A 26,141-nucleotide genomic window follows, 5' to 3' on the forward strand; every position below is an offset into this window, starting at 1 on the left:
GCTCCCCAATTGACGGTCGGCCTGGGCCGGGGGTGGTTCCGGGACGGGGGACGGCTCCGGAGGGTCAGGCGGCGCGGCCGAAGAGCGAGCGCAGCCAGGTGCGGAAGGAGCGGTGCGGGAGCCTGGTCACCGTGCGCTCGGGCTCGGCGTGCGAGGCGTAGCCGGGCGAGGAGTGCCAGTTGTGCTCGGCGGTGGCCACCCGGCCCTCGCGCATGATCCGCACGGTGTGGCCGCCGCAGCCGGGGCAGGTGGGCTTGAGCAGCGGGGACGGGACCCGGACGCCGTTCGCGTGGTACTCGATCAGGGTCGAGCCGTCGCGCGCGGTGTGGTGCTCGATCCGGTACCCCTGCTCCCAGCCGTAGCCGCAGCTGAGGCAGGCGAAGGAGTACGCCTCGTGGACGACCTCCACCGGGACGTGCTTGGTGAACTGCGTGCTGGCCGGGGTGGTGGTCGGGGTGCCGATCGTGTCGCTCATGGCCGTCTCCCAGCGCCCGCCGGGCGCTCGCCCGGCTCGGGTCTTTCCATCTCAGGGAATGCCCGGGGCCCGTGCTCCGCCAACCGGCTTGCCGAACCTTGGTGCCGAATTGGAGAGCCTTGTACGACAAGCGGGTGAAAGCTTCAACGAGCCTTGGCTTTACCCAGTGCTCCCTCCACGGTACGCGCCCGGGAACGTCGCTGCTCAGCCACCGTTTGCGCGCTGTTCGCGCGCCCCCCGGCGCTCGTCGGCAGCGCGGTTCAACCGGCGTGCTTGGCGGCCACCACGGCGTCGAAGACCTCCCGCTTGGGCAGCCCCAGTTCGGCCGCCACCGAGGCGATGGCCTCCTTGCGGCGCTCCCCCGCGGCCTCCTCGCGCAGGGCCACCAGCCGGGCCAGCTCGGCCGGGGTGTGCTCCTGCGGCGGGGCCGGCGGGGCGCCCGCCACCACCACGGTGATCTCGCCCTTGACGCCCTCCGCCGCCCAGGCGGCCAGCTCGGCCAGCGGGCCGCGCCTGACCTCCTCGTAGGTCTTGGTGAGCTCGCGGCAGACCGCGGCCGGGCGGTCGGCACCGAGGGCCTCGGCCATCGCGGCCAGCGCCTCGGCGATCCGGTGCGGGGCCTCGAAGAAGACCATGGTGCGGGGCTCGGCCTTGAGCTCGGCCAGGGTGCGGGCCCGGTCGCCGTTCTTGCGGGGCAGGAAGCCCTCGAAGGTGAAGCGGTCCACCGGCAGGCCGGACAGGGCCAGGGCGGTCAGCACGGCCGAGGGGCCGGGCACCGCGGTGACCTTGATGCCGGCCGCCACCGCCGCGTCCACCAGGCGGTAGCCCGGGTCGGAGACGGAGGGCATCCCGGCGTCCGTCACCAGCAGCACCCGGGAGCCGTTCTTCAGCGCCTCCACCAGCTCGGGAGTGCGGCCGACCTCGTTCCCCTCGAAGTAGGAGACCACCCGCCCGGTGGGCTCCACCCCGAGCGCCTGGGTCAGCCGGCGCAGCCGCCGGGTGTCCTCGGCGGCGATCACGTCGGCCGAGCCGAGCTCGGTCAGCAGCCGGGGCGGCGCGTCCGCCACGTCGCCGATGGGGGTTCCTGCAAGCACCAGTACGCCAGTCACCCGCCCATCCTCCCAGACCCGGGGAGAGCGGTCAGGAATGGAGAAGCACCGGTGGCCGGGTGGCCCTTAGCGTGGAGATCACGGCAAGCAGCACGGCAAGCAGCACACGACCTCACCGAGGAGAAACACCATGAAGGCTCACGTCAGCTCGATCCTGCTCGGCGTCCGGGACATGGACCGGGCCAAGGAGTTCTACACCGAGGGCCTCGGCTGGAAGATCAAGAACGACTTCGGCATCTCGGTCTTCTTCGAGTCGGACGGCGCCTCGCCGGTCGGCTTCTACGGCCGCGAGGGCCTGGCCGGCCTGGTCGGCACCAGCGCGGAGGGCAGCGGCTTCAGCGGGCTGGTGCTGACCTACGTGGTGCGCAGCGAGGCCCGGGTCGACGAGGTGATGGCCGAGGCCGCCAAGGCCGGCGCCACCGTCCTCAAGCCGGCCGGGGCGCTGCCCTGGGGCGGCTACGGCGGCACCTTCGCCGACCCGGACGGCTACGTCTGGAGCCTCGGCTACAGCGCCCAGGGCGAGGACCAGCCGTACGCCGAGTAGCCCCGTCCGGCCGCCCGGACCGACCCCGAACCGACAGAGTCAGGAGTTGCAGGTCATGAAGTTCCTCGCCACCGTCGAACCGCCCGAGCCCATGCGGGGACTGGAGGTGCCGCCCGAGGTGGTGGCGGCGCTCGGCGGGGGCGCCCGGCCGCCGGTGGTGATCACGGTCGAGGGGCACTCCTGGCGCAGCCGGGTGGCCGTCCTGCGCGGCCGTCACCTGCTCGGGCTCAGCAACGCCAACCGGCGGGCGGCGGGCGTGGAGATCGGCGAGGAGGTCGAGGTGGAGCTGGAGCTCGACACCGAGCCGCGGACGGTCGAGCTGCCGGACGACTTCGCCGCGGCGCTGGACGCCGAGCCGGCCGCCCGCGCCGCGTATGACCTGCTCACCGACAGCCGCAAGCGCCAGCACGTCCGCACGGTCGAGGACGCCAAGAAGCCCGAGACCCGGCGGAGTCGGATCGAGAAGGCCGTCGCCACCCTGCGCGGCTGACCGAGGTCCCTTTATTTGGTGACGAATCGGGCAGCTTTGCGGCGGGCCATTGTCTTGGTGGGGGGCGCCCCTACGATGTGGCGGGTGAGCGGCGAGAAGGGTCCCGAGGGACCGGTTGGCGTAGACCACTCGGAGGCGGGCGCGGTTGCGCTGCTGGACGAGGCGGTGGCGGTACCGGGGCCCCGGGACGGCGAAGAGGGCGCGTCGGGCTGGCGCCGGGCGCTGGAACGGCTCGGACACCGGGCGGCCGAGCCCGCCCCGGTGGCCGAACGGCTGGTGCCGCCGATGCCGGACGGCCCGAAGGTGACGCCCCGTCGGGTGGCGCCCTCCCCCGTGCTGCTCTCGCTCGGGGTGCGGCTGCCGGACGCGCTCTGGTCCTGGCTCTGCCGCTGGGCCGGCTGGCTGGGCCCGGTCGCGGTGGCGGTCTTCGCCGGGGTGCTGCGGTTCTCCGGGCTGAGCGGCCCGCACTCGCTGATCTTCGACGAGACCTACTACGCCAAGGACGCGTACTCGCTCTGGCAGGTGGGCTACGAGACCAGCTGGCCGGACGACGCCAACACCAAGATCATGGCGCCGCAGCAGTCCATCCCGTTCCGCGAGGACCCGTCGTACATCGTCCACCCGCCGGTCGGGAAGTGGATGATCGGGCTGGGCGAGCAGCTGTTCGGGATGAACCCCTTCGGCTGGCGGTTCGTGGTGGCGGTGCTCGGCACCCTCTCGGTACTGATGATCGCCCGGATCGGACGCCGGCTGTTCCGCTCCACGCTGCTGGGCTGCGTGGCCGGCCTGCTGCTCGCGGTGGACGGGCTGCACTTCGTGATGAGCCGGTCGGCGCTGCTCGACCTGGTGGTGATGTTCTGGTGCCTGGCCGCCTTCGGCTTCCTGCTGCTGGACCGGGACCGCACCCGGGGTCTGATCGCCCGTCGGCTGGAGCAGGGCGGGAAGCCCGACGCCTGGTGGTTCGTCGGGGTGCGGCCGTACCGGATCGCGGCCTGGGTCTGCATCGGGCTGACCTCGGCGACCAAGTGGAGCGGGATCTACGTCGCGGTCGCCTTCCTGCTCCTCGGCGTCTGCTGGGACTACGGCGCCCGCAAGGCGGCCGGCTCCAGGAACCCGCTGGGCTTCGCCCTGTGGGACCTCGCGTTCGCCGGCCTGGTGATGCCGCTGATCGCCGTCGTCGTCTACGTCGCCTCCTGGACCGGCTGGTTCGCGTCCGCCCGGGGCTACGGGCGGGACTGGGCGGCGCACCGGGCGGGGCTGTCGCCCGACACCGTGTTCGGCGTCGAGATGCCGTTCCAGTTCGGCATGAGCTGGGTGCCGGAGTCGCTGCGCAGCCTCTGGCACTACCACGCGACGATGTACGACTTCCACGTCGGCCTGACCAGCCCGCACACCTACCAGTCGAACCCGTGGAGCTGGCTGCTGGTCGGCCGCCCGGTCTCCTTCTTCTACGAGTCCCCGAAGATGGGCCAGTCGGGCTGCAAGGTCAGCGAGTGCGCCACCGAGGTGCTCGGCATCGGCACGCCGCTGCTCTGGTGGACCGGGATCGTGGCGGTGCTCTACTGCCTGTACCGCTGGGTGGCCCGGCGGGACTGGCGGGCGGGCGCGATCCTCTGCGGCCTGGCCGCGGGGTACCTGCCCTGGTTCGTGTACCAGGAGCGGACGATCTTCCTGTTCTACGCGGTGGTCTTCGTCCCGTTCCTGGTCCTGGCGGTGACCATGATGCTCGGCGCGCTGATCGGGCCGGCCACCGCGAGCCGGGACCGGCGGCTGATCGGCGGCACGGCGGCCGGGGTGATCGTGCTGCTGGTGATGTGGAACTTCGCCTACTTCCTGCCGATCTTCAGCGGCCGCACCATCCCGATGGACGACTGGCGCAGCCGGATGTGGTTCAACACCTGGATCTGACCGGCTCCGTACCAGCTCTGCAACAACGGGCGGGTGGATCGCCCACGCACCGTTGACCTCGGCTTATGGTGGGCTGGACCTGCCATGACCATCGGGGGAACAGCACCATGCACACGGGCGTGAAGATAGGGATCGGCGTCGTGGGCGCCGGCATGCTCGGCGTGGCCGGGCTCGGCGCGTACAACATCTACGACTCGGTCTCCGACGGCTCCGAGGACTCCGCGCCGAAGGTGCGCACCGTGGTGGCCGAGGCCCCGGCGGCCGACCTGGCCGCGACCGGCGCGAAGGCCTTCCTGGAGGCCTGGGCCAAGGGTGACTACGAGGCCGCCGGGAAGCTCACCGACAAGCCGGACACCGCCAACACCGAACTGCGCAACTTCCAGGACCGCCTGAAGCCGAGCGCGATCACCCTGACCCCCGGCGGGGCCCCGACCGCCGCGCCCTCACCGTCCGCCTCGGCCTCGGCGTCGGCCTCCGCCGCCCCCGCCGCGGGTGGCGGCACCAGCGTTCCGCTGACCTTCAAGGCCAAGGTGGAGTTCGCCGGGGTCGCCGGCGCCTGGACCTACGAGGGCCGGCTCAACCTGGTCAAGATGAGCGACGGCAAGGCGGCCGTGCAGTGGGCGTCGAGTGTGCTCAACCCGAAGCTCAAGCCCGGTGAGTTCGCCGACATCAAGCCGATCACCGCCAAGGTCACCGGCGTGGTGGACCGCAAGGGCAGGAAGCTCAACTCGCCGACCCTGAACGGCCTGCTGGCCAACATCAAGCCGGCCGAGGTGAACCCGGGCGACGCCGGCACCGGCGTGGTGATCACCAAGGCGAACGGCTCCCAGGAGACGCTGTTCACCCTCACCGAGCCGAAGGCGGGCGCGGCCGCCAAGGTCACCCTGGACGCGACCCTCCAGGCCGAGGCCGAGAAGGCCGTGCAGACCGCCTCCGAGAACGGCAGGCTCCCGGCCTCACTGGTCGCGATCGAGCCCTCCACCGGCAACATCCTGGCCATCGCCAACGCCCCGGCCACCGGCCAGAACCGTGCCTTCCTGGCCGCCATCGCCCCCGGCTCGACCATGAAGGTGGTCTCGGTGGCCGCCTTCCTGGAGGCCGGAGTGAAGCCGGACGACGTGGTGGCCTGCCCGGAGACCCTCAACGTGTCCGGCCGCACCTTCAAGAACGACTTCGACGGTGACCACTCGGACTACAAGCTCTCCCAGGACTTCGCCCAGTCCTGCAACACCGCCATGATCAAGAAGGGCCAGGAGGTCCTGAAGAACGGCGACATGGAGACGCTGGCCCGGGACGCCTTCGGGATCGGCCCGACCTGGAAGACCGGTCTGCCGCTCGCCCCGGCCAGCGCCCCGGTGCCCAACGGCGCCACCGAGCGGGCCGCCCAGATGATCGGCCAGGGCAAGATCACCATGAACGCCCTGACCATGGCCTCGGTCTCCGCCACCGTCCAGAACGGCACCTTCAAGCAGCCGATCCTGGTCCCCGGCTACGAGCAGCAGACCGCCGCCAGGACCCTCTCCCCGTCCACCCTGTCCGGGCTGCGCCAGATGATGAACCTGACGGCCACCCAGGGCACCGCCGCCAACGTGATGCGCGGCATCACCGCCAACGCGGGTGCCAAGACCGGCACCGCCCAGGTGGACGGCCAGAAGGACGACAACAGCTGGTTCACCGCCTACCGCGGCAACCTCGCGGTGGCCGCCGAGGTCGGCGGCGGCGGCCACGGCGCGGCCGCGGCCGGGCCGGCGGCGGCCGCGGTCCTCAAGCTCGGCAACGGCTGACCGGGCCGACCGGGGGCTGACCCTCCGTCAGAGCGGGCTCCGCACCGGGTGTGCGGGGCCCGCCGGGCCGGCCGCGAAGGCCCGCAGCAGGTTCTCGGTGACCCGGCGGGTGAAGGCCCCGGCCCGGTGGTCCATGCCGTGGTCGGCCCTCCCGCCGCCCGGGCCGTTCGCGTCCAGCGCCTCGACCCAGCGCATGGTGCCGGTGGCGAAGACGGCGGCCCCGCCCGGGGTCGTATAGTACGCGGAGTCGGCGTACGAGCGGCGGCCCTCGCAGACCACCGGGGAGCGGGAGACCAGCTCGATCGGCCCCGGCGTCGGCCGGTCGGCGGGGAGCACCCGGTCGTACTCGACCCCGACCAGGTGCGGGAAGGAGTCGCCCTCCTGCGCGCCGGTGCCCTCCAGCAGCCAGTGCCCGGGGTTGCTCACCACGTACGCGGCGTCCACCGGGTAGCCGTCGTAGATCACGCCGAGCAGGGCGCTCTCCGGGTCGGCGCCCGGCCCTTCCCGGAAGTCGCAGGTGGCGGGCCGGCCGGCCCGGAAGCCCGGGTCGTCCCGGTAGTCGCTCTTCCAGCAGACCACGGTGCGGTCCTCGCCCAGCGGCGAGGACTCGTACCGGACCCGGCGGTAGCAGCAGTTGGCGCCGAGGAAGGCGAGGTTGGTCCCGGCCTCGCGGGCGGCCGTGACGTGGCGGCGCTGCTCGTCGGACCAGTACTCGTCGTGGCCCGGGGAGAGCAGGGCGGTGGCCCCGCGCAGCAGCTCCGGGGAGCGGGCCAGGTCGGGCCCGGTGGTGTAGGCGAGCGGGATGCCCAGCCGCTCGGCCAGGGCGATCAGCGGGGCCTCGTAGACCAGGAACAGCCCCGCCCCGTCGTCGTAGTGGTACGGCCGGTCGAAGCTGACCTCCAGCGCCCGGGTCGCGTAGCCGCCGGTCGGCCCGTTGTAGAGGCTGTGGCCGCCCCACTCGTTGTACGCCTGCCAGGTGGCCACCGCGTTGACCACGACGCTCCGTCCGGCGGTGGAGCGGGAGCGGACGGTGAGCGGGACGTACCGGTGGCCGGTGTCGGCGTCCAGGCGGAGCAGGTAACTGCCCTCCGGCCAGCCGGTGGTGTCCACGGTGGTGCTGCGCGGCCAGGGGGCGCGGACGGTGCGGGTGCGCGGGTCGGTGGTGGCGGCCGGCTGGAGGGTGCCGGGCAGGCGCTCGGAGCGCCAGACCAGCCGGGCCCGGGCTCCGCCGTACCAGCCCGCGCGGTACGCGGAGACGGTGAAGCCGGGCGCCGTGGTGGAGACGTGCAGGCCGAAGGACTCGCCGGGGAGCACGCTGACCCGGTCGGCGTAGCCCTGGACGGCCTCGCGCGGGCCGGGGTCGGTGATCGCCCAATCGGCGTTGCCCGGGCGGGAGTTCTCGTCCTGGACGGGGGACGGGGACGGGTCGGGGGCGGTGGGTTCCGGCGCCGGGGAGCCGACGGTCTGCCCGCAGGCCGTCAGGCCGACAGCCGCGGCGGCGAGTCCGAGGAAGCGTCGGCGTCCGGTCGGGTACGACATGTCCGTATCGTGCCCGGCCGTCGCCCGCCGGCGGCCCGCACCACGCGGACCGTCCGCTCCCCCGCCGGCCCCGCTCACCCGCACGGAGGACCACCCCGGCCGAACTCCGCGAACTCGCCGCCGGGGTCGACCGCGCGGCTCCGCCGCGCCGGGCCGGCGCACCGGTCAGAGCTGAACGCCCGTCAGGATGGTGGTCAGCCGGTCCGGTCTTCGGCGCGGCACCGCGGCGAGCCGGGGCCAGACCACCAGCACCGCCGGGAGCGCCAGGTACCCGAAGCGCCCGGCCGGGGCCAGCGTGAAGGCCACCGCGAGGCCGACCGCGAGCACGTCGCAGGCGTGCACCGCCGAGGTCGGCGGGTAGGCGATCAGCCAGACCGCGACGCCGAAGGCGCCGAGGCAGAGCATCGAGAGCGAGATGGTGTGCCCGGTCGGGCCGAAGCCGGCCAGGATCTTGCCGGGCAGCGGGCTGCCGGCCGGGGTCCGGATGCCGGTCAGGCCGAGCGGGAAGCGGACCACCTGTTCCTGGATCACCTGGGGGATCGTCAGCAGGTAGGGCAGCACCACGGCCGCCCCGGCGCCCAGGGCGGTGAGGGTGGCCCGGGCCGCCGGGCGCCGCCCGTACAGCCGCCAGAGCAGCAGGGCGGCCACCGGGAGGGCGGGCCAGGCGGTCCACTTGAGGGTGCAGGCCAGGGCCAGCACCAGGCCGGCGGGGACGGCGCGTCCGCGGGCGGCCAGCGCCATGGCGAGGCAGCAGACCCCGATCAGCGGCAGGTCCACCCCGCCGACGGCCAGCGCCAGCGCGATCAGCGGCGAGGCGGTGAGGGCGGCCAACGGCAGCAGGGCGGCGCCCTCCTGGCGCGGGCGGAGCAGCCGGCGGCAGGCCAGCAGGCAGGCCAGGAAGGTGACGGCGAACCAGATCCGGGCGTCCCCGAGCAGGACGCAGACCGGGTTCCCGGTGCCGAGCAGGGCGCGCGGCAGTCCGAAGAGCGCCATCGCCGGGAGGTACGGGTCGTAGTCGGTGACCACCGCCGGGTGCGGCAGGTACGGGCTGCCGGAGTCCAGCAGCAGCCGGGCCGAGCGCTCCACCACCATCACCTCGGACTGGTGACGGCCGCTCAGCACCAGCAGCACCAGGGGCACCAGGACGGCCCCCAGCACCGCGACGGCCGCCGCCGCCCTGGCCCCGAGGCGGCCCGGCACGGTGAGGCGGAGCAGCGCGGCCAGCCCGTAGGCGGGGGCGGCGACGGAGCCCCAGAAGACCTGGTTCGGCAGGTCGGAGACCAGCGGGAACGCCGCCGCCCAGCCCGCCGCCACCAGACACCCGAGGACCTGCACCGGTCGGCGCCGGGACAGGCTGCGCCGGGCGGTCCGGGCCGTTCGCTGGCCGGGGATCCGGCCACCGGCCAGCGCGGACCGTCCCGCCTCGGGCAGGGCGCAGACCGCCTGCTCGGGTACCTCGGGGGATCGGGTGGTGGCCATGCAGGAAGGTTAGGGGGTCGGTTGTGCCCTTCCGTAGAGGAAGGGACAACGGTTTGGTGGAGCTCTGCGGGCGGTTGTGGGGGTCAGCCGGTCTTGGAGAGCTCGTCGGCCGGGCGGTTCAGCTTGGAGTGCTTGACGCTGTAGCCGAAGTAGACGACCGCGGCGAGCGCCAGGGCGACGCCGAAGAAGAGGTACGTCAGGGGGTGCAGCTTGACGATCAGGTAGACGCAGAAGCCGACGCTGAGCACCGGCACCACCGGGTAGCCCGGCACCTTGAAGCCGCGCGGCAGGTCGGGCTGGGTGCGGCGGAGGATGATCACGCCGACCGAGACCACCGAGAAGGCCACCAGGGTGCCCAGGCTGGTCAGGTCGGTGAGGATGTCCAGCGGCACGAAGGCGGCCAGGGTGGCGACGGCGGCGCCGACCACCAGGGTGTTCCAGACCGGGGTGCCGGAGCGCGGGGAGAGCTCGGCGAACTTCTTCGGCAGCATGCCGTCGCGGCCCATGGAGTAGAGGATCCGGGTCTGGCCGTAGATCACCACGAGGGTGATCGAGAAGATCGAGACGATCGCGCCGACCGCGAAGAGCATCGCGGGCCAGGTCTGCCCGGTGACGTCCTGGAGGATCTGGGCGAGCCCGGCCTCCTGGCCGTCGAACTGCTGCCAGGGCTGGGCGCCGACGGCGGTGATCGCCACGCCGATGTAGAGCAGGGTCACCACCACCAGCGAGATGATGATCGCCATCGGGAGGGTCCGGCGCGGGTCCTTGACCTCCTCGCCGGCGGTGGACACGGCGTCCAGGCCGATGAAGGAGAAGAAGATGCTGGAGGCGGCGGTGCCCACGCCCGCGACGCCGAGCGGCATGAACGGGGTCAGGTTGCCGGAGTGGAAGCCGGTCAGGCCGATCGCGATGAAGAGCACCAGGATGGTGATCTTGATCGCCACCATGGCGGCGTTCACCTTCGCCGACTCGCTCACGCCGCGGATCAGCAGGAAGACCACCATGGCCACCAGGATCACGGCCGGCAGGTTGAAGAACCCGCCGCCGCCGGGCGGGGCCGCCATCCACTCCGGGATGGTGAAGCCGAAGGCCAGGTCGAAGAACTTGTTCAGGTACTCGCCCCAGCTGACCGCGATGGCCGAGGCCGAGACGCCGTACTCCAGCAGCAGGCAGACGCCGACGCCGAAGGCCACCACCTCGCCCAGGGTGGCGTACGCGTAGGAGTAGGAGGAGCCGGAGACCGGGATCGCCGAGGCCATCTCCGCGTAGCACAGGGCGGTGAGGCCCGCGGTGACGGCGGCGATCAGGAAGGAGATCACCACGGCCGGCCCGGCCTCGGGCACCGCGCTGCTGAGCACGAAGAAGATGCCGGTCCCGACGGTCGCCCCGATGCCGATCGAGGAGAGCTGCCAGAGCCCGATCGAGCGCTTCAGGTGGATGCCCGACCTGCCGCCCTCCTCCGGTGCGCCCGGCGGCGGTGCGTCGGCGGCGCCGCTCTCGGCGATCAGTACCGAGACGGGCTTCTTGCGGAACAGGTCGGTGCCCATGGTGCTCAAGGCGGTGGTTCCTTCTAGGCGGGGGAGGGTGTCCTAGGCGGCTGCTCCGGAGCGCTGTGGGGACCGCTGTGGGGGCGGCAATCCGGACCAACCGAACAAAGATGGGACAGTACCCCGGAAGCGCACCAGTCACGCAAACGGTGCGGGACGGGGTCCGCCTTGTACGGATCGTCACATACCGTACGACAAACCGGACACATCGCACGCGGCGGCTTCGCCCGATCGGAGCTATCCGCGCCCTGACGGTGCGTCAGCCCCGGAACAGGTTGTGCCCCACGTCGGAGGGCACCACGTCCTGCACCGGCCGGCTGTCCGGCCCCGGCACCGACTCCCCCGGCACCGGTGCCGTGCCCGTCCGGTGCAGCAGCACCGCGCCGCCCTCGGACCAGATCCGCTGGTAGCCGTTGGCCTCCAGCAGGCGGATCCGGGCCGCCTGCTCGGTGTCCGCGGCGAACGGGAAGGCCCGCTTGTCGGAGCGCATCAGCACGTACTCCCGGCCGCGCGGGGTGCCGTCCACCAGCACCACGTCGGTGCGGGCGGTGAGCCGGGGCGCGACCTGGTTGTCCGCCTCCACCGACGCCCCGTCGGGGATCAGCGCGGCGCCGCGCAGCAGGGCCGCCTCGCTGGGCTTGGCCTGCCAGGCCGCCGGCACCGCCAGCTTGACCACCCCGAAGGGCAGCGCCAGCGCCAGTGAGAGCCCGGCCGCGGCCGCCCCGATCCGCCGGTACGTCCGGGCCTTCGGAGCGCCCTCGGCGCAGAGCCGGCCGAGCACCTCGACGGCGGCGGTGACCAGCACCGGCCAGAGGAAGACGTCGTAGTGCCGGGCGATCGACCAGTGGTTGGGGTTGGAGGAGAGGATCCGCTCGGCCAGCAGCGGGACCGCGCAGAGCGCGGTGGCCGAGCGCAGCGGCAGGGCCAGGGTGGTGACGAGCAGCCAGAGCAGCAGCAGCGGCTTCAGCGGGGCGTCGAAGGCGGCCCGCACCAGGAGCAGCGGATCGCCCAGCACGTTGCGCAGGGCGTCGCCGCCGTCGGTGCCGAGGGCGGCGTAGTTCCAGTAGTAGCCGGGCTCACCGCCCATGGCCGGGATCAGCCAGCCGACCGTGACGGCGGCCGCCACCGGTCCGGCCACCAGCAGGCCGAGGCCGGTGATCAGCCCGCGCCGGTCGCCGTCGCGGCGGGCCCGCAGCGCCAGCACCAGCCCGTACGCGGCCACCACCAGGCCGAGGTCCTCCTTGGTGCAGCAGAGCAGCACCGCCGCCACCAGCACCCCGCCGTACCGGCGGGCCTGGCCGCGCTCGAACATCAGCAGGGTGAGCGGGGCGGCGAAGGCCACCTCGTGGAAGCCGCCGCGGGCGGCCACCAGCAGCGGCCAGCCCAGGACGTACACCAGCCCGGTGAGGTCCACCGCGCGCCGGGCGGTGCGCGGGTCGGCGGCGGCGAAGCTCCGGGCGGCGATCCGGCGGGCCAGCGGCACCCCGGCGGCGAACAGCAGGGCCTGACCGAGGATCAGCGAGCGCGGGTCGTCCCAGATCCAGTAGAGCGGGGCGAGCAGGGCCAGCACCGGGGAGAAGTGGTCGCCCAGCAGCGAGAAGCCGGGCGGGAACTCGTGGTGATAGGTCTTCAGGGAGGAGACCGGCAGCCCGAAGTGGGCGTAGCCGCGCACGCCCTGGTCGAAGATGCCGAGGTCGAAGCCGCCGAGCTGGACCGAGCTCCACTGCTGGAGGCCGATCGCCAGCAGCACCAGGAAGCCGCCGACCGCGGTGGCCGGCCCCCGGTACCGGGGGTCCCGCCACCACGCGGCGGCGGGCGGCGCCCCGGTCGGTCGGACGGCGGTCGGCGCGGGGCGCACGGCGGGTGAGGTCACGTCAGCTCTGCTCGGTCAGCACGGGTACGGCGGGGGCGGCCGACAGGCCGGCGGGCCGGCGCAGGCGGCGGTGCAGCCGCACCGCCGTGACGCCGAGCACGGCGAGGCCGAGCAGCGGGTAGGGCGAGGCCGGCACCTGCCACCACGGCTCGATGCCGAGGCCGCTGCGTTTGGGCACGACCCACAGGGTATGCGAGAAGAACACCAGGGCGGTGGCACCGAGCACCCAGGCCCAGCGGCGGTCCCGCCAGGGCAGCGCCCGGGCCGACTCCTGGGCGGCCTCGGCGCCGAGCAGCACCAGCAGCGGGACGCACCAGACCCAGTGGTGGCTCCAGCTGATCGGCGAGATCAGCACGCCGGTCAGCGCGACGGAGACCACCCCCCAGGCCTCGGCCCGGCGCAGCACCCGGGTGGAGCGGGCGGCCAGCACGGCCACGGCGAAGCCGAGGACCGCGACCAGCGCACCGGCGGCCAGGCCGGTGAGGCCGGGCTGGTTGGTGGAGAGCAGGCGGGCGACCATGCCGCGCACCGACTGGTTGTCCACCAGCTCGGTGACGCCCACCCGGCGGGAGTCCCAGAGGTGTTCGGTCCAGAAGCCGAGGGAGTCGCCGGGGAGCACCACGGCGCCGAGCAGCACGGTGGCGGCGAAGACCGCGCCGGAGACCAGGGCGGCCCGGATCCGGCCGGTCAGCAGCAGGTAGACCGCGAAGACGCCGGGGGTGAGCTTGATGCCCATCGCCAGGCCGATGCCGACGCCCTTGAGCCGGTGGCCGTCGGCCCGGGTGAGGTCCCACAGGACGAGGCAGGCCAGCAGCAGGTTGATCTGCCCGTACTGGAAGGTGGTGTAGACGGGCTCCAGGAAGACCCCGGCGCCGGTGGCCAGCAGCAGCGCGGCCGGGCGGTCCACCCGGCGGGGCCAGCCGACCAGCTTGAAGGAGAGGTGCACCAGCAGGGCCAGCAGGGCCACGTTGGCCAGGGTGACCAGCACCCGCAGCAGCGAGACGTCGAACCAGCCGGCCGGCACGAAGAGCATCGCCGCGAACGGCGGGTAGGTCGCCGCCAGGTCCCAGCCCGGCAGCCGCATCGCGTACAGGTCCCGCCCGTCGGCGACGGCCTCGCCCTCGGCCCGGTAGACCAGCATGTCCACCATGTTGAAGCCGTGCAGGTGGCGCACCACGGCGAAGGCCGAGAGCAGCACCACGGCCGCGCAGAGCGCGGACCCGACCGTCAGCCGTGCGCCCCGGTCAGCCACGCCGCCCCGCAGCCCTGCGGCGGATACGGCTGGTTCTGGCACATGACGGCATGGAACATCCCCCTGGGAGCGGAAAGAACCGAATCACCCTAACGGAGCCTCCGGGACCGGGCGGTGACTCCCGCCACACCGGCTGTCACAGCTCTGTCACCGGTTGATGAGAGCGTCTCAGCCACCGTTCAGCACCGCCTGCATGACGGACCGTGCGATCGGCGCGGCCAGCCCGCCGCCGGTCACGTCGGTGGCGGCGCTGTCGGCGATGACCACCGCGACGGCCACCGGGGGCACCGCGGAGGAGCCGCCCGGCCTGGCCCAGGAGATGAACCAGGCGTACGGGACGCCGGAGTTGTCCACCCCCTGCTGGGCGGTGCCGGTCTTGCCGCCGACGGTGGCGCCGGGGATCCGGGCGTTGCGGCCGGTGCCGTTCTCCACCACGTCGGTCATCAGCTGCTGCACCTGGCCGGCCACCTGCGGGGTGACCGCCTGCCGGTAGACGGCGGGCTTCATCACCTGGACCGAGGTGCCGTCGGACTTGGCCAGCCGGTCCACCAGCTGGGGGTGCATCACCGTGCCGTTGTTGGCGATCCCGGCCGCGACCATCGCCATCACCAGCGGGGTGGCGGCGGTGTCGTACTGGCCGATGGAGGAGAGCGCGACCTGCGAGGCGTTCATCTCGGTGTCGAAGTTGGACCGGGCGGCGCGCACCGGGATGTCCAGCTTGGCGTCGTTGAAGCCGAAGGACTCGGCCGTGGCGGTCATCTTCGCCAGGCCGACCTGGGTGCCGAGCCAGCCCATCACGGAGTTGCAGGAGAGCACCATGGCCCGGTCCAGCGACTGGCCCGGCGAGTCGCAGGCGGTGGTGTCGTTGACCAGCTCGGTGGTGGTGCCCGGCATCACGAAGGGGTACGGGGCGCCGGTCGGGGCGTTGATGTCGGTGACCACGCCGTTGGCCAGCGCGGCCGCCGAGGTGACCACCTTGAAGGTCGAGCCGGGCGGGTAGATCTGACGGAGCGCCCGGTTGAGCATCGGCTGGTTCTTGTCGGCCTGCAGCCTGTTCCAGGCGTCCTGGTCGGCGCCGGAGGAGCCGGCGAAGCTGCCCGGGTCGTAGGAGGGGGTGGAGGCCAGCGCCAGGATCCGCCCGGTGGCCGGCTCGATCGCGGCGACCGCCCCGGTCTGCCCGCCGAGGCCCTTGAGCGCCGCCTGCTGGGCCGCCTTGCTGATGGTGGTGTAGACGTCGCCGCCCGGGTTCTGCTTGCGGGCGATCTCGTCCCAGAGCGCCCAGCTCGCCAGCCGGGGGTCGGTGCCGGAGAGCAGGTCGTCGTCCACGCCCTCGATCTGGGTGTTGCCGTAGGTCTGCGAGGAGTAACCGGTGACGGCCGCGTACGCCTGGCCGTCGGTGTAGGTGCGCTTGTACGCGTACCGGCCGCCGGTCTCCGCCGAGCCGGTGACCGGGTCGGCTCCGACCAGGATGTTGCCGCGCGGCTGGGCGTAGCGCTGGATGGTCTCGCGCTGGTTGGCCGGGTTGTCGTCCAGCTCCTGGGCCTCGAAGACCTGGACGTGGCTGGCCTGGCCGATCAGCGCCAGGATCAGCAGCAGGCAGAAGGTGCCGGCCCGGCGGCCGGTGGTGGAGATGCCCGGCAGGCCCTGCGGGCCGCCGGTGGAGGTGGCGCCCTGACGGCGTCTCAGTCTCACTCCTGGGCCTCCGAGGCCTCCGGGGCGGGGCGGCGGGCCTGGTCGCTCATCCGGACCAGCAGCGCCACGATGATCCAGTTGGTCACCACCGAGGAGCCGCCCTGGGCGATGAAGGGCAGTGTCATGCCGGTCAGCGGGATCAGTCCGAGCACCCCGCCGGCCACCACGAACAGCTGCAGCCCGACGATCGCGGCCAGGCCGATCGCCAGCAGCCGGCCGAACGGGTCGCGCAGGGCGATGCCGGTGCGGAAGCCCCGCGAGATCAGCAGCGCGTACAGCAGGAAGACCGCGACCAGCCCGGCCAGGCCCAGCTCCTCGCCGATGGTGGCCAGGATGAAGTCGGACTTGGCGGCGAAGCCGATCAGGATCGAGTGGCCCTCGCCGAGGCCGGTGCCGAGCACCCCGCCCCAGGCGAAGGCGAACAGCGACTGGGCGATCTGGTTGGCCCCCTCCCCCGCCGCGATCGACCCCAGCGGGTCCAGCCAGGCCGTCACCCGGCTGTGCACGTGCGGGGAGAGCCAGCCCACCGCCACCGCGCCGACCGCCGCCAGGAACAGGCCGATGGCGATCCAGCCGCTGCGGGCGGTGGCCACGTACAGCATCACCACGAAGAGGCCGAAGAAGAGGAGGGAGGTGCCGAGGTCGGTCTCCAGCACCAGCACCCCGACGAAGGCGGCCCAGATCAGCAGCACCGGGCCGAGGTCCCGGCCGCGCGGGAACTGGAACTTCCACAGCTTCTTGCCGGTCAGTGCCAGCGCGTCCCGGTGCACCGCCAGGTAGGCGGCGAAGAAGATCGCCAGCAGGATCTTGGCGAACTCCCCGGGCTGGAAGGAGAGCGGGCCGATGGTGATCCAGATCCGCGAGCCGTACACCGGCGGGAAGAAGATCGGCAGGATCAGCAGCACCAGCGCCACCAGGGCGCCCACGTACGCGTAGCGCCGCAGCAGCCGGTGGTCGCGCAGCAGCACCACCACGGCGATGAACAGCGCCACCCCGAGGGTGGACCAGAGCAGCTGGGTCGGGGCCGCCTCGCTCTTCGGAGTCGCCCGGTCCAGGCGGTAGATGACGACCAGTCCGATCCCGTTCAACAGGATCGCGATCGGCAGCAGCAGCGGGTCCGCGTACGGGGCCTTCCACCGGATCACGCCGTGCGCCAGCAGCGCCAGCACGCCGAGCGCCGCCCCGTAGCCGGCCGCGCCGGAGGGCACCGAGCCGTCGATGTTGACGCCCACCTCGACGTAGCCGAAGACGGCGATCAGCACGGCGCCCAGGACCAGGGCGAGTTCGGTGTTGCGGCGGGTGGCCGGCCGCAGGGGCGGCGCGCCGGCGGCGGGCGGGGCCACGGACCTCCTGTCGAGTGGACGGGGCTTGCCGGGTGAGGGTGCGTCAGGCCGAAGCCGCCGGGGCGGCGGCGCGCGAGGCCTCGACGGTGGCGCGCAGCTCGGCCTCGGCCTCGGCGCTCAGCGAGGTCTGGATGATCTGCCCGCCGTACCGGGCCAGCGCCGGCACCACCTTGTCGGCGGTGGCCTTGCGGACCAGCAGGAAGACGGCGGCGCTGCCGGGCTGGAGGTGCTCGCCGACCTGCCGCATGAAGTTGTCGTCCACGCCCACGTCGGTGGAGGCCCCGACCGCCGCGCCGGTGGCGCCGCCGACGGCCGCCCCCAGGAACGGCATGAAGAAGAGCAGCCCGATCACGCCGCCCCAGAGCGCGCCCGAGGCGGCGCCCGCGCCGGTGGTGGAGACGGCCTGGTGCAGCTTGATCTTCCCGTCCTCGCGCCGCTCGACGACGACGGCGTCCTCCAGCTCGATCAGCTTCTGCTTCTGCAGGCCGACCGCCTCGGCTCGGACCTTCTCGGCGGTGGCGAGGTCGGGGTAGGCGATCGCGAACAGGTTGCTCACGGGGAGGTCCTTCCAACTCGACGGGCTTCTCCGGGCACCCTAACCGGGATTAGCCATATTTATTGCTCTTGGTGATGGTGTGTCCGGATTTCGCCGCGCCGGAGCAGCCGGAGCACGCACACCCGCCGGGCCGACGCCTCCGGCGGGGCACAGGCTGCGGGCTGCGGGCTGCGGCGGCACGGCCGGAGCACCCCGCACCCGACCCCGGCCCCCGGCGGGCCGGCGCCTTCGGCGGGGTGTGGGCGGCGGGTCAGTGGTGCGCGAGGGTGGCCGGGTAGTCGGGGAGGTCCATGGTGGCGACCTTCTGACCCTCCGCCAGCATCCAGGCCATGACCCGGGGGCGGTTGAGCAGGGCGTCGCGCAGGAGGCCGCCGAACCGGCCCGGGGCGAGGAACGCGCCGCAGCGGTCGCCGCCCTTCTGGCAGCGCTCGGCGTACGGGCGCAGCAGCCGCTCGTACGCGGCGAAGGCCGCGCCGTGGTCACCGCCGTGGCGGGCCAGTTCGCCGGCCAGGACGTGGGCACCGACCACCGCGGTGCCGGTGCCCATGCCGCCGATGGTCGCGCCGCAGGCCGCGTCGCCGAGCAGGACCGTCCGCCCGGAGGCCCAGTGCGGGACGTCGGCCCGGCTGATCGAGTCGAGGTAGAGGTCGTCGGCGCCGCGCAGCGAGGCGAGCAGGGCGGGCGCCTCCCAGCCGAGCCCGGCCAGCCGCTCCGCGATCAGGGCCTTCTGCTGCCCGGGGTCGTGCCGGTCGTACTCGAGCCGCGGGGCGGCGAAGACCACGAAGGCGTCGGCCTCCGCCGGGTCGGAGTGGCCGCCGCCGAGCTGGGCGAGCAGACCGGGGGCGTTGAGGCCGACGGTCTCCCGGCCGAGGCCGAGGTGGTTGGGCAGCTTCCAGGTGGCGGCGTAGTACCCGAGGTGGGTGACGTACCGCTCCTCCGGCCCGAAGGCGAGCCGCCGGACGGTGGAGTGCAGCCCGTCGGCGCCCACCACCAGGTCGAAGGTGCGCGGCGCGGCGGTCCGGAAGGTCACCCGTACGCCCTCGCCCGTCTCGACCAGGCTCGTCACCGACTCCCCGAAGAGGTACTCGGTGTGCGGGAGGCCGGCCTCGTACAGCACCCGGACCAGGTCTCCCCGGTGCACCTCCACCTCGCCGCCGGTGAACTCGGCGGGCAGCGCCAGCCGCTGACGGCCCCTCCGGTCGACGTAGCGGCCGGCCCGCCCGCCGGTGTCCAGCGCGCGCAGCCGTTCCAGCACGCCGGTGCGCTCCAGCACGGTCAGGTGCGCCTCGCCCCGGAAGTCGACCGCCTGGCCGCCCTCCCGCAGCGCCGGGGCGTTCTCGACCACCGTGACCCGGTACCCGTACCGGCCGAGCCAGTGCGCCAGCGCCGTACCCGCGATTCCCGCCCCCGAGACCAACACGCTCCCGCCCATGGCGGACCCCCTCCGTGAAACTGTGTCCGACGGACACTGTCGATACCGTGTACGGTAGACGCAGTTTCGGTGCGAGGGCAAGGGGAGTCTGGGATGAGCGGGGAACTCGACCCGGCCGCACGGCTGTTGTGGGGCCCGCCGCCCACCCCGACCCGGGGCCCGAAGGCGGCGCTGACGCTGGAGCTGATCGCCCGCGCGGGCATCGTGATCGCCGACGCCGAGGGGCTGGGCGCCGTCTCCATGCAGCGCGTCGCCGGCGCGCTCGGCTACACCAAGATGGCGCTCTACCGGTACGTGCCGGGCAAGGCCGAGCTGGTCGCACTGATGGCCGAGCAGGCGATCGGCGAGCCCCCCGAGGGCGCCTCCCCCGGCTGGCGGGCGGCGCTCACCGCCTGGACGCACGGGCTGGCCGAGGTCTTCGCCGCACACCCCTGGCTGCTGGAGGCCACCCTCGGCCCCCGGGTGCTCGGACCGGCCGAACTCGGCTGGATGGAGCGGGCGGTGGCCGCACTGGAGGGGACGGCCCTGACCGGGGCCGAGCGGATGGACACCGTGGCGGTGCTGTCCGGGCACGTCCGCTCGCTGGCGCAGCAGGCCAGGGCGGCCGACGGCGGGTCCCCCGAGGCCCGGCTGGCCGCCGCCGTCGGCTCGCTGGTCGAGGCGCACCGGGAGCGGTTCCCGGCCGCCGCCGCGGCGATGGCCTCGGTGCGGCCGGAACAGCGGGACGCGGCGCTGGACTTCGGGCTGGAGCGCTTCCTGGACGGGCTCGCGGTGCTGATCGACGGCCGCTGACACCCGCCGGACGGCCGCCGGCGCGGGGCCGCGCCGGGTGGCCTGAACCCCACGGGGCCCTTTGGAGCGGCGAACTGATGATCCATAGGATGCGGCGGTGACCACCAGACGACGACGATCGCCGGCCCGCCCGCTCGGGCTGCTGGCCGCCCTGGCGATATCCGCCGGGGCCCTGATGCACGGATTCCCGGCCCAGGCCGACGAGTTGGGGGTCGAGCCGCCCAGGGTCGACCTGGTGCTCGACGTGAGCGGCTCGATGCGCGCCACCGACATCCAGGGCAAGAGCCGGATGGAGGTGGCCCAGAAGTCGATCAACGAGGTGATCGACGCGCTGCCCGAGGAGACCCACTTCGGCATCCGCACCCTCGGTGCCACCTACCCGGGCAACGACAAGAACGAGGGCTGCAAGGACACCAAGCAGCTCTTCCCGGTCGGCAAGACCGACAAGACCCAGGCCAAGACCGCCGTCGCCACCCTGCGGCCGACCGGCTGGACCCCGATCGGCCTGGCCCTGCGCGGCGCCGCCCAGGACGTCGGCACCGGCAGCACCACCCGCCGGATCGTGCTGATCACCGACGGCGAGGACTCCTGCGCCCCGCCGGACCCGTGCGAGGTGGCCCGCGAGCTGGCCGCCGCCGGCACCCACCTGGTGGTCGACACGCTGGGCCTGGCCCACGACGAGAAGACCCGCCAGCAGCTGCTCTGCATCGCCAACGCGACCGGCGGCACCTTCACCGACGTGCAGACCCAGCAGCAGCTGACCGACAAGGTCAAGCAGCTGGTCAAGCGCGCGGGCACCACCAACCGCACCGCCCCGGCCAAGGCCACCGGCACCGAGCAGTGCGACACCGCACCGGTGCTGGCCCCCCGGCGTCTACAGCGACCGGGAGAAGTTCTCCGAGCACCGGGTCTACCGCGTCGCGGTCCGCCCGGGCCAGGAGCTCCGCGCCTCCGTCTCGCTCTCGCTCGACCGGGCACTGGCCCGGGACTACGGCGTGCTGCTCAAGGCCACCGACACCGGCGGCCAGGAGCTGGTCCGCGGCATGCCGACGCGGGTCTTAGGCGGCCGCACACTCTGACGTGCCTCCGCACGCGTGTCTGCTGGTCGCTGCCGGTCAAGAATGCTTGGCGTCAGTCGGGAGGACTGCACGGCAGTCGTGGAGGTGGCGCGAGCCGCTTGCCAGGACGAGGAGGTGGTGGTGTGGAGGGAGTCTCTTCGCGTTGCGGCCGATCCAGTATCCATGAGGTCATGCTCTCGCGGGCGTGCGAATCGGCCCGGAGGTATCGGTAGGAGTTGTACGTCACGTCGGGCGCGGTAGAGGCGGTCCCGAGCGAGGTGGTGTGCGGCTGACGGGCGATGGGGAAGAGGCGAGGCCCAGTCCGAGCCGAGGTGTTGTGAGCCTGTTGGGTCCTCGGTGTCGATGCCAGGAGTATAGAGCTCGAACTCGTTGCGGCGTCGAGCGAAGCGGCCTAATGCGTCATTGCCTGAGGCGTTGTTGAGCGCGCGAGGAGGTCTCCAGTTGAAGTCATGGAAGGCATACGAGTCGTGAGGTGCGGTCTGCGAGCCATTCCAGCTGAGGAAGGGACGTCGTTGGCCGAGGTGTACTGGCGTTCTGCTCTTAGCTCACCGAGTCCGACTCGCTCGTCATCGCGTCGTAGGCCTACATGAAGTCGGTAGCGGCGCCTTGCGCTTGCTTTACGCTGGCGTACCGGCATGGTGTTGCGCAGCTTCGGTGGCCTCGGCCAGTGCCGTCATCGCGCCGCCGCGGTCTGCCTGGTTGTCGAACTCATGCCGCTCGAATGCCGTACTGGCTGGTGCGAGCCTGCAGCTCAGCTTGTCGGCGACGGGGTAGGTAGGAGCCGGACTTCTGCGACGAAGTCAGGCGCGCACTACCACTGGAGCTGGCGCGCCGGTAGGCGGCCGCGGGAGTAAGCACGGTGGCCGTAGTCGCTTCACTATGCGTTGCGGTGGGGCGGCGTCGATCAGACTTGTGGAGTTGGGGGCTCAGGATCAGGCGCCCTCACGAGAGGCGGAGCCCCCAGAACACGGTCAGGGTGTCGACGTCGTGCCGAGAGTGGCTGAGAGGCCGTAGTAGTTGCGGGCTGCGGAGCCCTGGTAGGGGCTGGTGGAGGTGGCTCCAGGAAGGAGACCTAGCGAGATGCCATGCATCCTTTTTGCTCCTGCGCGTGCGCCGCGCTGGCGGTTCCGGTGCCTTCAACGGCGGGTCGGAGAACCGGGGTTGGAGCGGCACGCTTGGAGCGGTTGAAGCGGGCGTCGGGGTGCGGCGGCCGCGTCTCCCAGTTTCAGCGATGTGTGCTGGGGTGCCTAGTAGGACGCGCTAGGGCTGGTTCCCGCCGCCGCTGCGATCGTGCCGCCACATGGCGCGCCTGCGGTACGGCGAGGGTTTGCGCGGCGGTGCCCAGGGTCGGCGCTGAGCAGCAGGGGTCAGAAGGTTGCGTCTCATCCGGTGGCTTGCTCCGATCCAGGCGAGGGACGCGCGAGAGGGTGGGCTGGTGCGGATGGCAGGCTGTAGGCCCTCGCGCGTGCGCAGGCTGTGCGGCGTCTGGGCGGGGAACCTAAATCGCTTTAGCTGATCCTGTCAAGGGGGCGGGGTCATGCTAGCGGCGCGTGCTCTCGGCCTGGACCACCAGGCGCAGGGCGTGGGCTATCTGCAGGCCAAGCCGCCGACGCTGGTCCGCGCGGCCGGTTCGTCCACTGGCCGACAGGCAGGGATGGGACGGGCGCACCGCCTGCTTCGCGAGGGGGCGCGAGTAGGTGTCCCTGAGTGATGGCGGGGGTGGGGGAGGGTCAGCGCGGGGTGCCGGGCACCCGGTCAGGCTACCGAGTGTCGTCGAAGGTAGGATCCACCGAGCAGCTCTCCTTCGCAGGGGTCGGACACCCCCCTATGCTCGGCCGCCACGCCCTAGCCTTCGGCCCATCGCTGCATCATCGTCGCTGTCGTAGACCAGCGCGGTTCGGCCTGGGCTGCCTTGGGCAGCTGGCGCCCGGTGGCCGCCGGCGCCCCATGGGTCCTCCGCGTCGCTGAAGTCGGTGGCACTCGATTTACGGCCTCCAGGCCGAGCCGCTCGCCGCGTCCCGCAGGCCCGGATCCGGCGGCTGAGGGTGTGCTAGTAAGGCCGGCAGGTCGGCGGCGCAGGGGGCGATCCCGTGTGCCCGAGCGGGCGCCAGGTAGTTCTACGATCGAGAGCTATCTGCCTCGCGGTCGTCCGCCGGTGCAGACGCTGGAGCAGCGTGCCGTGGCCATACCGGTGCGCGCCCCAGGCTACCACGGGTTGGGTCCAGGGGCGAGTTCCTCCAGCACGGCGATCGCCGGTCCCGGTTCTGCAAGGGTCCTACCACGCACCAAGTGGCCGTCCACGCGGATACCCGGTGCTGGGGACGCCGCATCGGCGGTAGGAACCTTCGGTCTTGGCGGACGCGGTGTCCTCGACAGCACCATCTACTCCTTAGCGCTCAGCCGAGTGCGGGCGGAGTAGCCGCGTGCCTGGAGACCCGGACAGCAGGCTTGGCGAAGAACGGCTCGCACCCCGAAATGTTTCCGGGCCGGGCGCGCGATGGCACCTAGCCCGACCGCTCCTGGCCGGGCCGCCGGTTGCGCCGTCAGCGCGGCGCTCCAGCGGCGGCGGCTTGCGGGCGCCGAGTTCATCAGCGCTCACGCCTACCGCAGGATTGCGCTGGCCCTGGTGGCCGCTCTCGCTCACCCCACGCGGCCAGCGCCGTTGTGCACGCGAACAGTGACCCCGCGCCCTTGGAGATACCCCTTCGGCCTCGCTGGGCGATGCGGCAGGATCGTCGGATCTGCCCATCGAACCTGACGCTCTCTCCTTGACACCGGAGTCTTAGCCAGGAGGCATGCTCCCCCTGACGTCACTATGACCGGTTTAGGCTACTTCCTCTTCGCACCCCTTCGGTCAGGTACGACACGCAGGAGGCCCTCATGAGGGACGAATCCTGCGGCACTGGCCACCGCCGTGCTCGCCACCGTGCCGCGGCTCAGCTGCGGCTGCGGCCTGGGCTACGACTAGCAAGAAGCTACGATGCACCGTTCCGTCGCGTCGCGGGAGGATCAGGGCAAGGTCTCGGCTGTGCCTAGTACCTGGGCGGCTGGGGAGCCATAGGTTCAAACTGGCAAAGGATATATCGGCGTACCGTGGCTAGGGCGTGATCGACGGCTTCCAAAGTCAGTAGGCGCGGCCGGCACCCGAGGTCGTAGTGGGCTAGGACCAGCCCCTGGTGACGGGTACTCGGATCTAAGGTGCTCAGGCCAGGCGAAGCGGGCGGCTACCCTCTGCGGACGTGGTTCAACCTCCCGCCGACTTCCCCTTCCCGCTGGCCTTAAGTCATGGGTCTGCTGCTCGACCTCGGTCCACGTCCGACCACCAACGCCTGACCGGGGAGTAGCTTGGCCGTGCGGCATCGACCGCCTACCGCTTCCCCGGCCAGTACGGCGCCTACGGGATACCCGTGGTACAAAATCCAACAAACACCGACGTCAACTTACTGGAACTTCCGTAAGGCTCCGTTCGCCATTACGGCCTGGACCCTCGCGAAAGCTCGGTCCGCCACCACCTGGCCGAACTCATCGCCCAGGCGGGCGGGTGTTCAAGGAGTTGAAGAGCGGTAGTCTGTACCGCCTACCTGATGAGAGCCGCAAGCCGCTGCCTCGGCGACCTGGCCTAGACGAGGGCGTTGCCGATGCATGGCCGCCGATACGGGATTTAGCTTCACCTTTCAACAGGCCCCCTCAAGGCCGCGCGCCCCTGCTGAGAACAGATGTAGCGGCGGGACGGCCGCCTCAAGGGGGGGCTCATGCTGCGCGCGACGTGCTGACGCGACAAGTACGCGGGAACTCCGAAGCTCCTTCACTCGCCGGCAACCGTCGCCTGGGTACCTACGCGGCGGCGGCTAACCTGATCACCTGCGCTGCCACCGACAACTCCGACGCTGGCGTCCCCAGAGGTGGTGCCTCTCCGCTCTGCCTTCGGCAACCGCCCCGCCCTCTACGTCGTCATGGCGTCTACGGTGCCGAAGTCCTACCAAGAGACGCCCCGCCGCGATCTGCGCTGGCCGCGCTGGGTACACCAGGTCCCGGAGTAACTCAGGCCGTCTCTTCGCTCCACTTGACCAGCATCATTCCCTTCGCACAAAGGCGCTTCGGCGGGCGATCCGTACTTCCGCCAAGAGCGAGGGGCGGCACCAACGCGAGCGATGCTAAGGTGATGCGCCTTCGGCTCGCTTCGCCAAGGTCTCAAGATGCTTCCTAGCCCGTCGCGGAGGTGCAAGGAGCGCGATAGGCGACGTCAGCAACGCAGCAGATCGCCCTGGTCGATCAGCGGGGACCCACCCTCGTCGCGTCCCTAGGGGGCCGCGCCCTGGACACCGGGCGGTGGCCCGCTGTCAACCGTGCAGCTGCTCATAGTAACTGTACGCACGGCCCGCGAGGTCAGGCGGAGCGCGTGCCGCCGGCCCTCCAACGCACTTCCCACGGCATCACAAGGGGCTCCTCTTCTGCACTAACCCACTCACGCGACAGCTCCCCCGGCCCTTTAAGGAAAGGAACGGATGTACAGCCCACCGCCGCTGTTTCTGCCCCCTGGGCCTTACTTGGTCCGTATACCGTCCGACCAGTAATCTGGCTGGGGGGCGGCTCTTCAATCCTCTGGCTCCCTACCCTCATCGCACGGTGGTGGCTCTCCTTCACCAACGCCTAAGCGCGCTCGTCGGCGTGGCACTTCATCCGGCCTCGCTCAACGTACGAACGGGCGCGTTCGAGACGACGAGCTATTGGCTTCGACGCACTGGTTCTAAGCAAGCATTCTTCTACCTGCTGGTCTGCCTCCCCTGCTCACACGCTGGCTCTCGGCGCTGGGCTGCTGCTCGCCCTGCTGTGCAGCACCTCCTCCGCCCGGCATCACGCCTTCTTCCCACCGCGCTTCTACACCCCAGTGATCGCCTCCGCCGTGGTGGTCGCGCTGATCTGGGGCTGGTGCTGGAACGACGCGGGGCGTGGTCAAACGCCTGGCTTCTCAGCAGCTCGGGGTGGTTCACCGCCGCCCGTCCGCCTTCCTCACCGTAAACCGGTGGCTGGCTGGTCTGCTGCAGGGCAGCCATCGCCCTACGGTCTTGAAGGGCTCGGTAGCCTTAATGGTCTCTTTACTCCTCTCCGCGCTGGCCATACGTCGGCCGCGAGCTGCATGGCGAGCGGCCGGCGTGTGACGGGGCTCGGCCGCGCTTGCGGCCGGTTCTGGGCAACGGTCACACCCTGCCCGGGTTGCGCTCGCTGACTAATCGATGTCTAGTCTGG

Annotated in this window: 16 protein-coding genes and 1 pseudogene; 6 read left to right on the top strand and 11 right to left on the bottom strand. The window is 72.1% G+C overall.

Going from position 1 to position 26,141, the window contains the following annotated elements:
- Positions 1–64: 64 nt before the first annotated feature.
- Together ABD946_RS28315 and rsmI are read right to left on the bottom strand one after the other, a co-directional pair.
- Positions 65–475 (bottom strand): hypothetical protein, encoded by a 411-nt coding sequence (locus ABD946_RS28315; RefSeq protein WP_345288267.1) that lies wholly within the window; start codon positions 473–475, stop codon positions 65–67.
- A 260-nt stretch (positions 476–735) separates the two neighbouring features.
- Positions 736–1,584 carry a 16S rRNA (cytidine(1402)-2'-O)-methyltransferase gene (gene rsmI / locus ABD946_RS28320; RefSeq protein ID WP_345288268.1) on the bottom strand — a complete coding sequence of 283 codons (849 nt, stop codon included), beginning with the start codon at positions 1,582–1,584 and terminating at the stop codon, positions 736–738.
- Between the two features lie 130 nt (positions 1,585–1,714).
- Here rsmI and ABD946_RS28325 point away from each other — a divergent pair, with 130 nt between their 5' ends.
- From ABD946_RS28325 to ABD946_RS28340, 4 genes are all read left to right on the top strand, one after another.
- Entirely contained in the window at positions 1,715–2,128 is a 414-nt protein-coding gene (locus ABD946_RS28325; RefSeq protein WP_345288270.1) for a VOC family protein, read from the top strand.
- Positions 2,129–2,183: 55 nt separating this feature from the next.
- Positions 2,184–2,618: a YdeI/OmpD-associated family protein gene (locus ABD946_RS28330; RefSeq protein WP_345288272.1), complete on the top strand. Its 435-nt coding sequence runs from the start codon at positions 2,184–2,186 to the stop codon at positions 2,616–2,618.
- Between the two features lie 75 nt (positions 2,619–2,693).
- Positions 2,694–4,526: a dolichyl-phosphate-mannose--protein mannosyltransferase gene (locus ABD946_RS28335; RefSeq protein WP_380149430.1), complete on the top strand. Its 1,833-nt coding sequence runs from the start codon at positions 2,694–2,696 to the stop codon at positions 4,524–4,526.
- A gap of 119 nt (positions 4,527–4,645) precedes the next feature.
- Positions 4,646–6,310, top strand: a complete 1,665-nt coding sequence (locus ABD946_RS28340; protein ID WP_345288274.1) for a penicillin-binding transpeptidase domain-containing protein — start codon at positions 4,646–4,648, stop codon at positions 6,308–6,310.
- 27 nt (positions 6,311–6,337) lie between these two features.
- On the opposite strand, the gene ABD946_RS28345 is transcribed toward ABD946_RS28340, so the two are convergent.
- The 9 genes from ABD946_RS28345 to ABD946_RS28385 form a co-directional block, all read right to left on the bottom strand.
- The gene (locus tag ABD946_RS28345) at positions 6,338–7,849 is read right to left on the bottom strand and encodes a N,N-dimethylformamidase beta subunit family domain-containing protein (RefSeq protein ID WP_345288276.1); all 1,512 of its coding nucleotides are present in this window, start codon (positions 7,847–7,849) and stop codon (positions 6,338–6,340) included.
- A gap of 165 nt (positions 7,850–8,014) precedes the next feature.
- On the bottom strand, positions 8,015–9,328 hold the full coding sequence (locus tag ABD946_RS28350) for a glycosyltransferase 87 family protein (protein WP_345288278.1): 1,314 nt from the start codon (positions 9,326–9,328) through the stop codon (positions 8,015–8,017).
- Positions 9,329–9,411: 83 nt separating this feature from the next.
- On the bottom strand, positions 9,412–10,875 hold the full coding sequence (locus ABD946_RS28355; protein ID WP_345288292.1) for an APC family permease: 1,464 nt from the start codon (positions 10,873–10,875) through the stop codon (positions 9,412–9,414).
- A gap of 259 nt (positions 10,876–11,134) precedes the next feature.
- Positions 11,135–12,748: a DUF2079 domain-containing protein gene (locus tag ABD946_RS28360; protein WP_345288280.1), complete on the bottom strand. Its 1,614-nt coding sequence runs from the start codon at positions 12,746–12,748 to the stop codon at positions 11,135–11,137.
- A gap of 1 nt (position 12,749) precedes the next feature.
- The gene (locus tag ABD946_RS28365; RefSeq protein WP_345288282.1) at positions 12,750–14,000 is read right to left on the bottom strand and encodes a glycosyltransferase 87 family protein; all 1,251 of its coding nucleotides are present in this window, start codon (positions 13,998–14,000) and stop codon (positions 12,750–12,752) included.
- A 168-nt stretch (positions 14,001–14,168) separates the two neighbouring features.
- Positions 14,169–15,632, bottom strand: coding sequence for a penicillin-binding transpeptidase domain-containing protein (locus tag ABD946_RS28370; RefSeq protein ID WP_345288293.1), 1,464 nt, complete (start codon positions 15,630–15,632; stop codon positions 14,169–14,171).
- 56 nt (positions 15,633–15,688) lie between these two features.
- Complete coding sequence (locus tag ABD946_RS28375) at positions 15,689–17,035, bottom strand: FtsW/RodA/SpoVE family cell cycle protein (protein WP_345288284.1); 1,347 nt, start codon at positions 17,033–17,035, stop codon at positions 15,689–15,691.
- A 43-nt stretch (positions 17,036–17,078) separates the two neighbouring features.
- Complete coding sequence (locus tag ABD946_RS28380; RefSeq protein ID WP_345288286.1) at positions 17,079–17,591, bottom strand: DUF1269 domain-containing protein; 513 nt, start codon at positions 17,589–17,591, stop codon at positions 17,079–17,081.
- Positions 17,592–17,841: 250 nt separating this feature from the next.
- Complete coding sequence (locus ABD946_RS28385) at positions 17,842–19,023, bottom strand: FAD-dependent monooxygenase (RefSeq protein ID WP_345288288.1); 1,182 nt, start codon at positions 19,021–19,023, stop codon at positions 17,842–17,844.
- Positions 19,024–19,116: 93 nt separating this feature from the next.
- Here ABD946_RS28385 and ABD946_RS28390 point away from each other — a divergent pair, with 93 nt between their 5' ends.
- Complete coding sequence (locus ABD946_RS28390; RefSeq protein ID WP_345288290.1) at positions 19,117–19,815, top strand: TetR/AcrR family transcriptional regulator; 699 nt, start codon at positions 19,117–19,119, stop codon at positions 19,813–19,815.
- Positions 19,816–19,912: 97 nt separating this feature from the next.
- Positions 19,913–20,858 (top strand): annotated as a pseudogene (locus tag ABD946_RS28395) (VWA domain-containing protein); the annotation flags it as partial.
- Between the last annotated feature and the right edge of the window lie 5,283 nt (positions 20,859–26,141).

Source organism: Kitasatospora albolonga (assembly GCF_039535905.1).
GTDB classification, from domain to species: domain Bacteria; phylum Actinomycetota; class Actinomycetes; order Streptomycetales; family Streptomycetaceae; genus Kitasatospora; species Kitasatospora albolonga.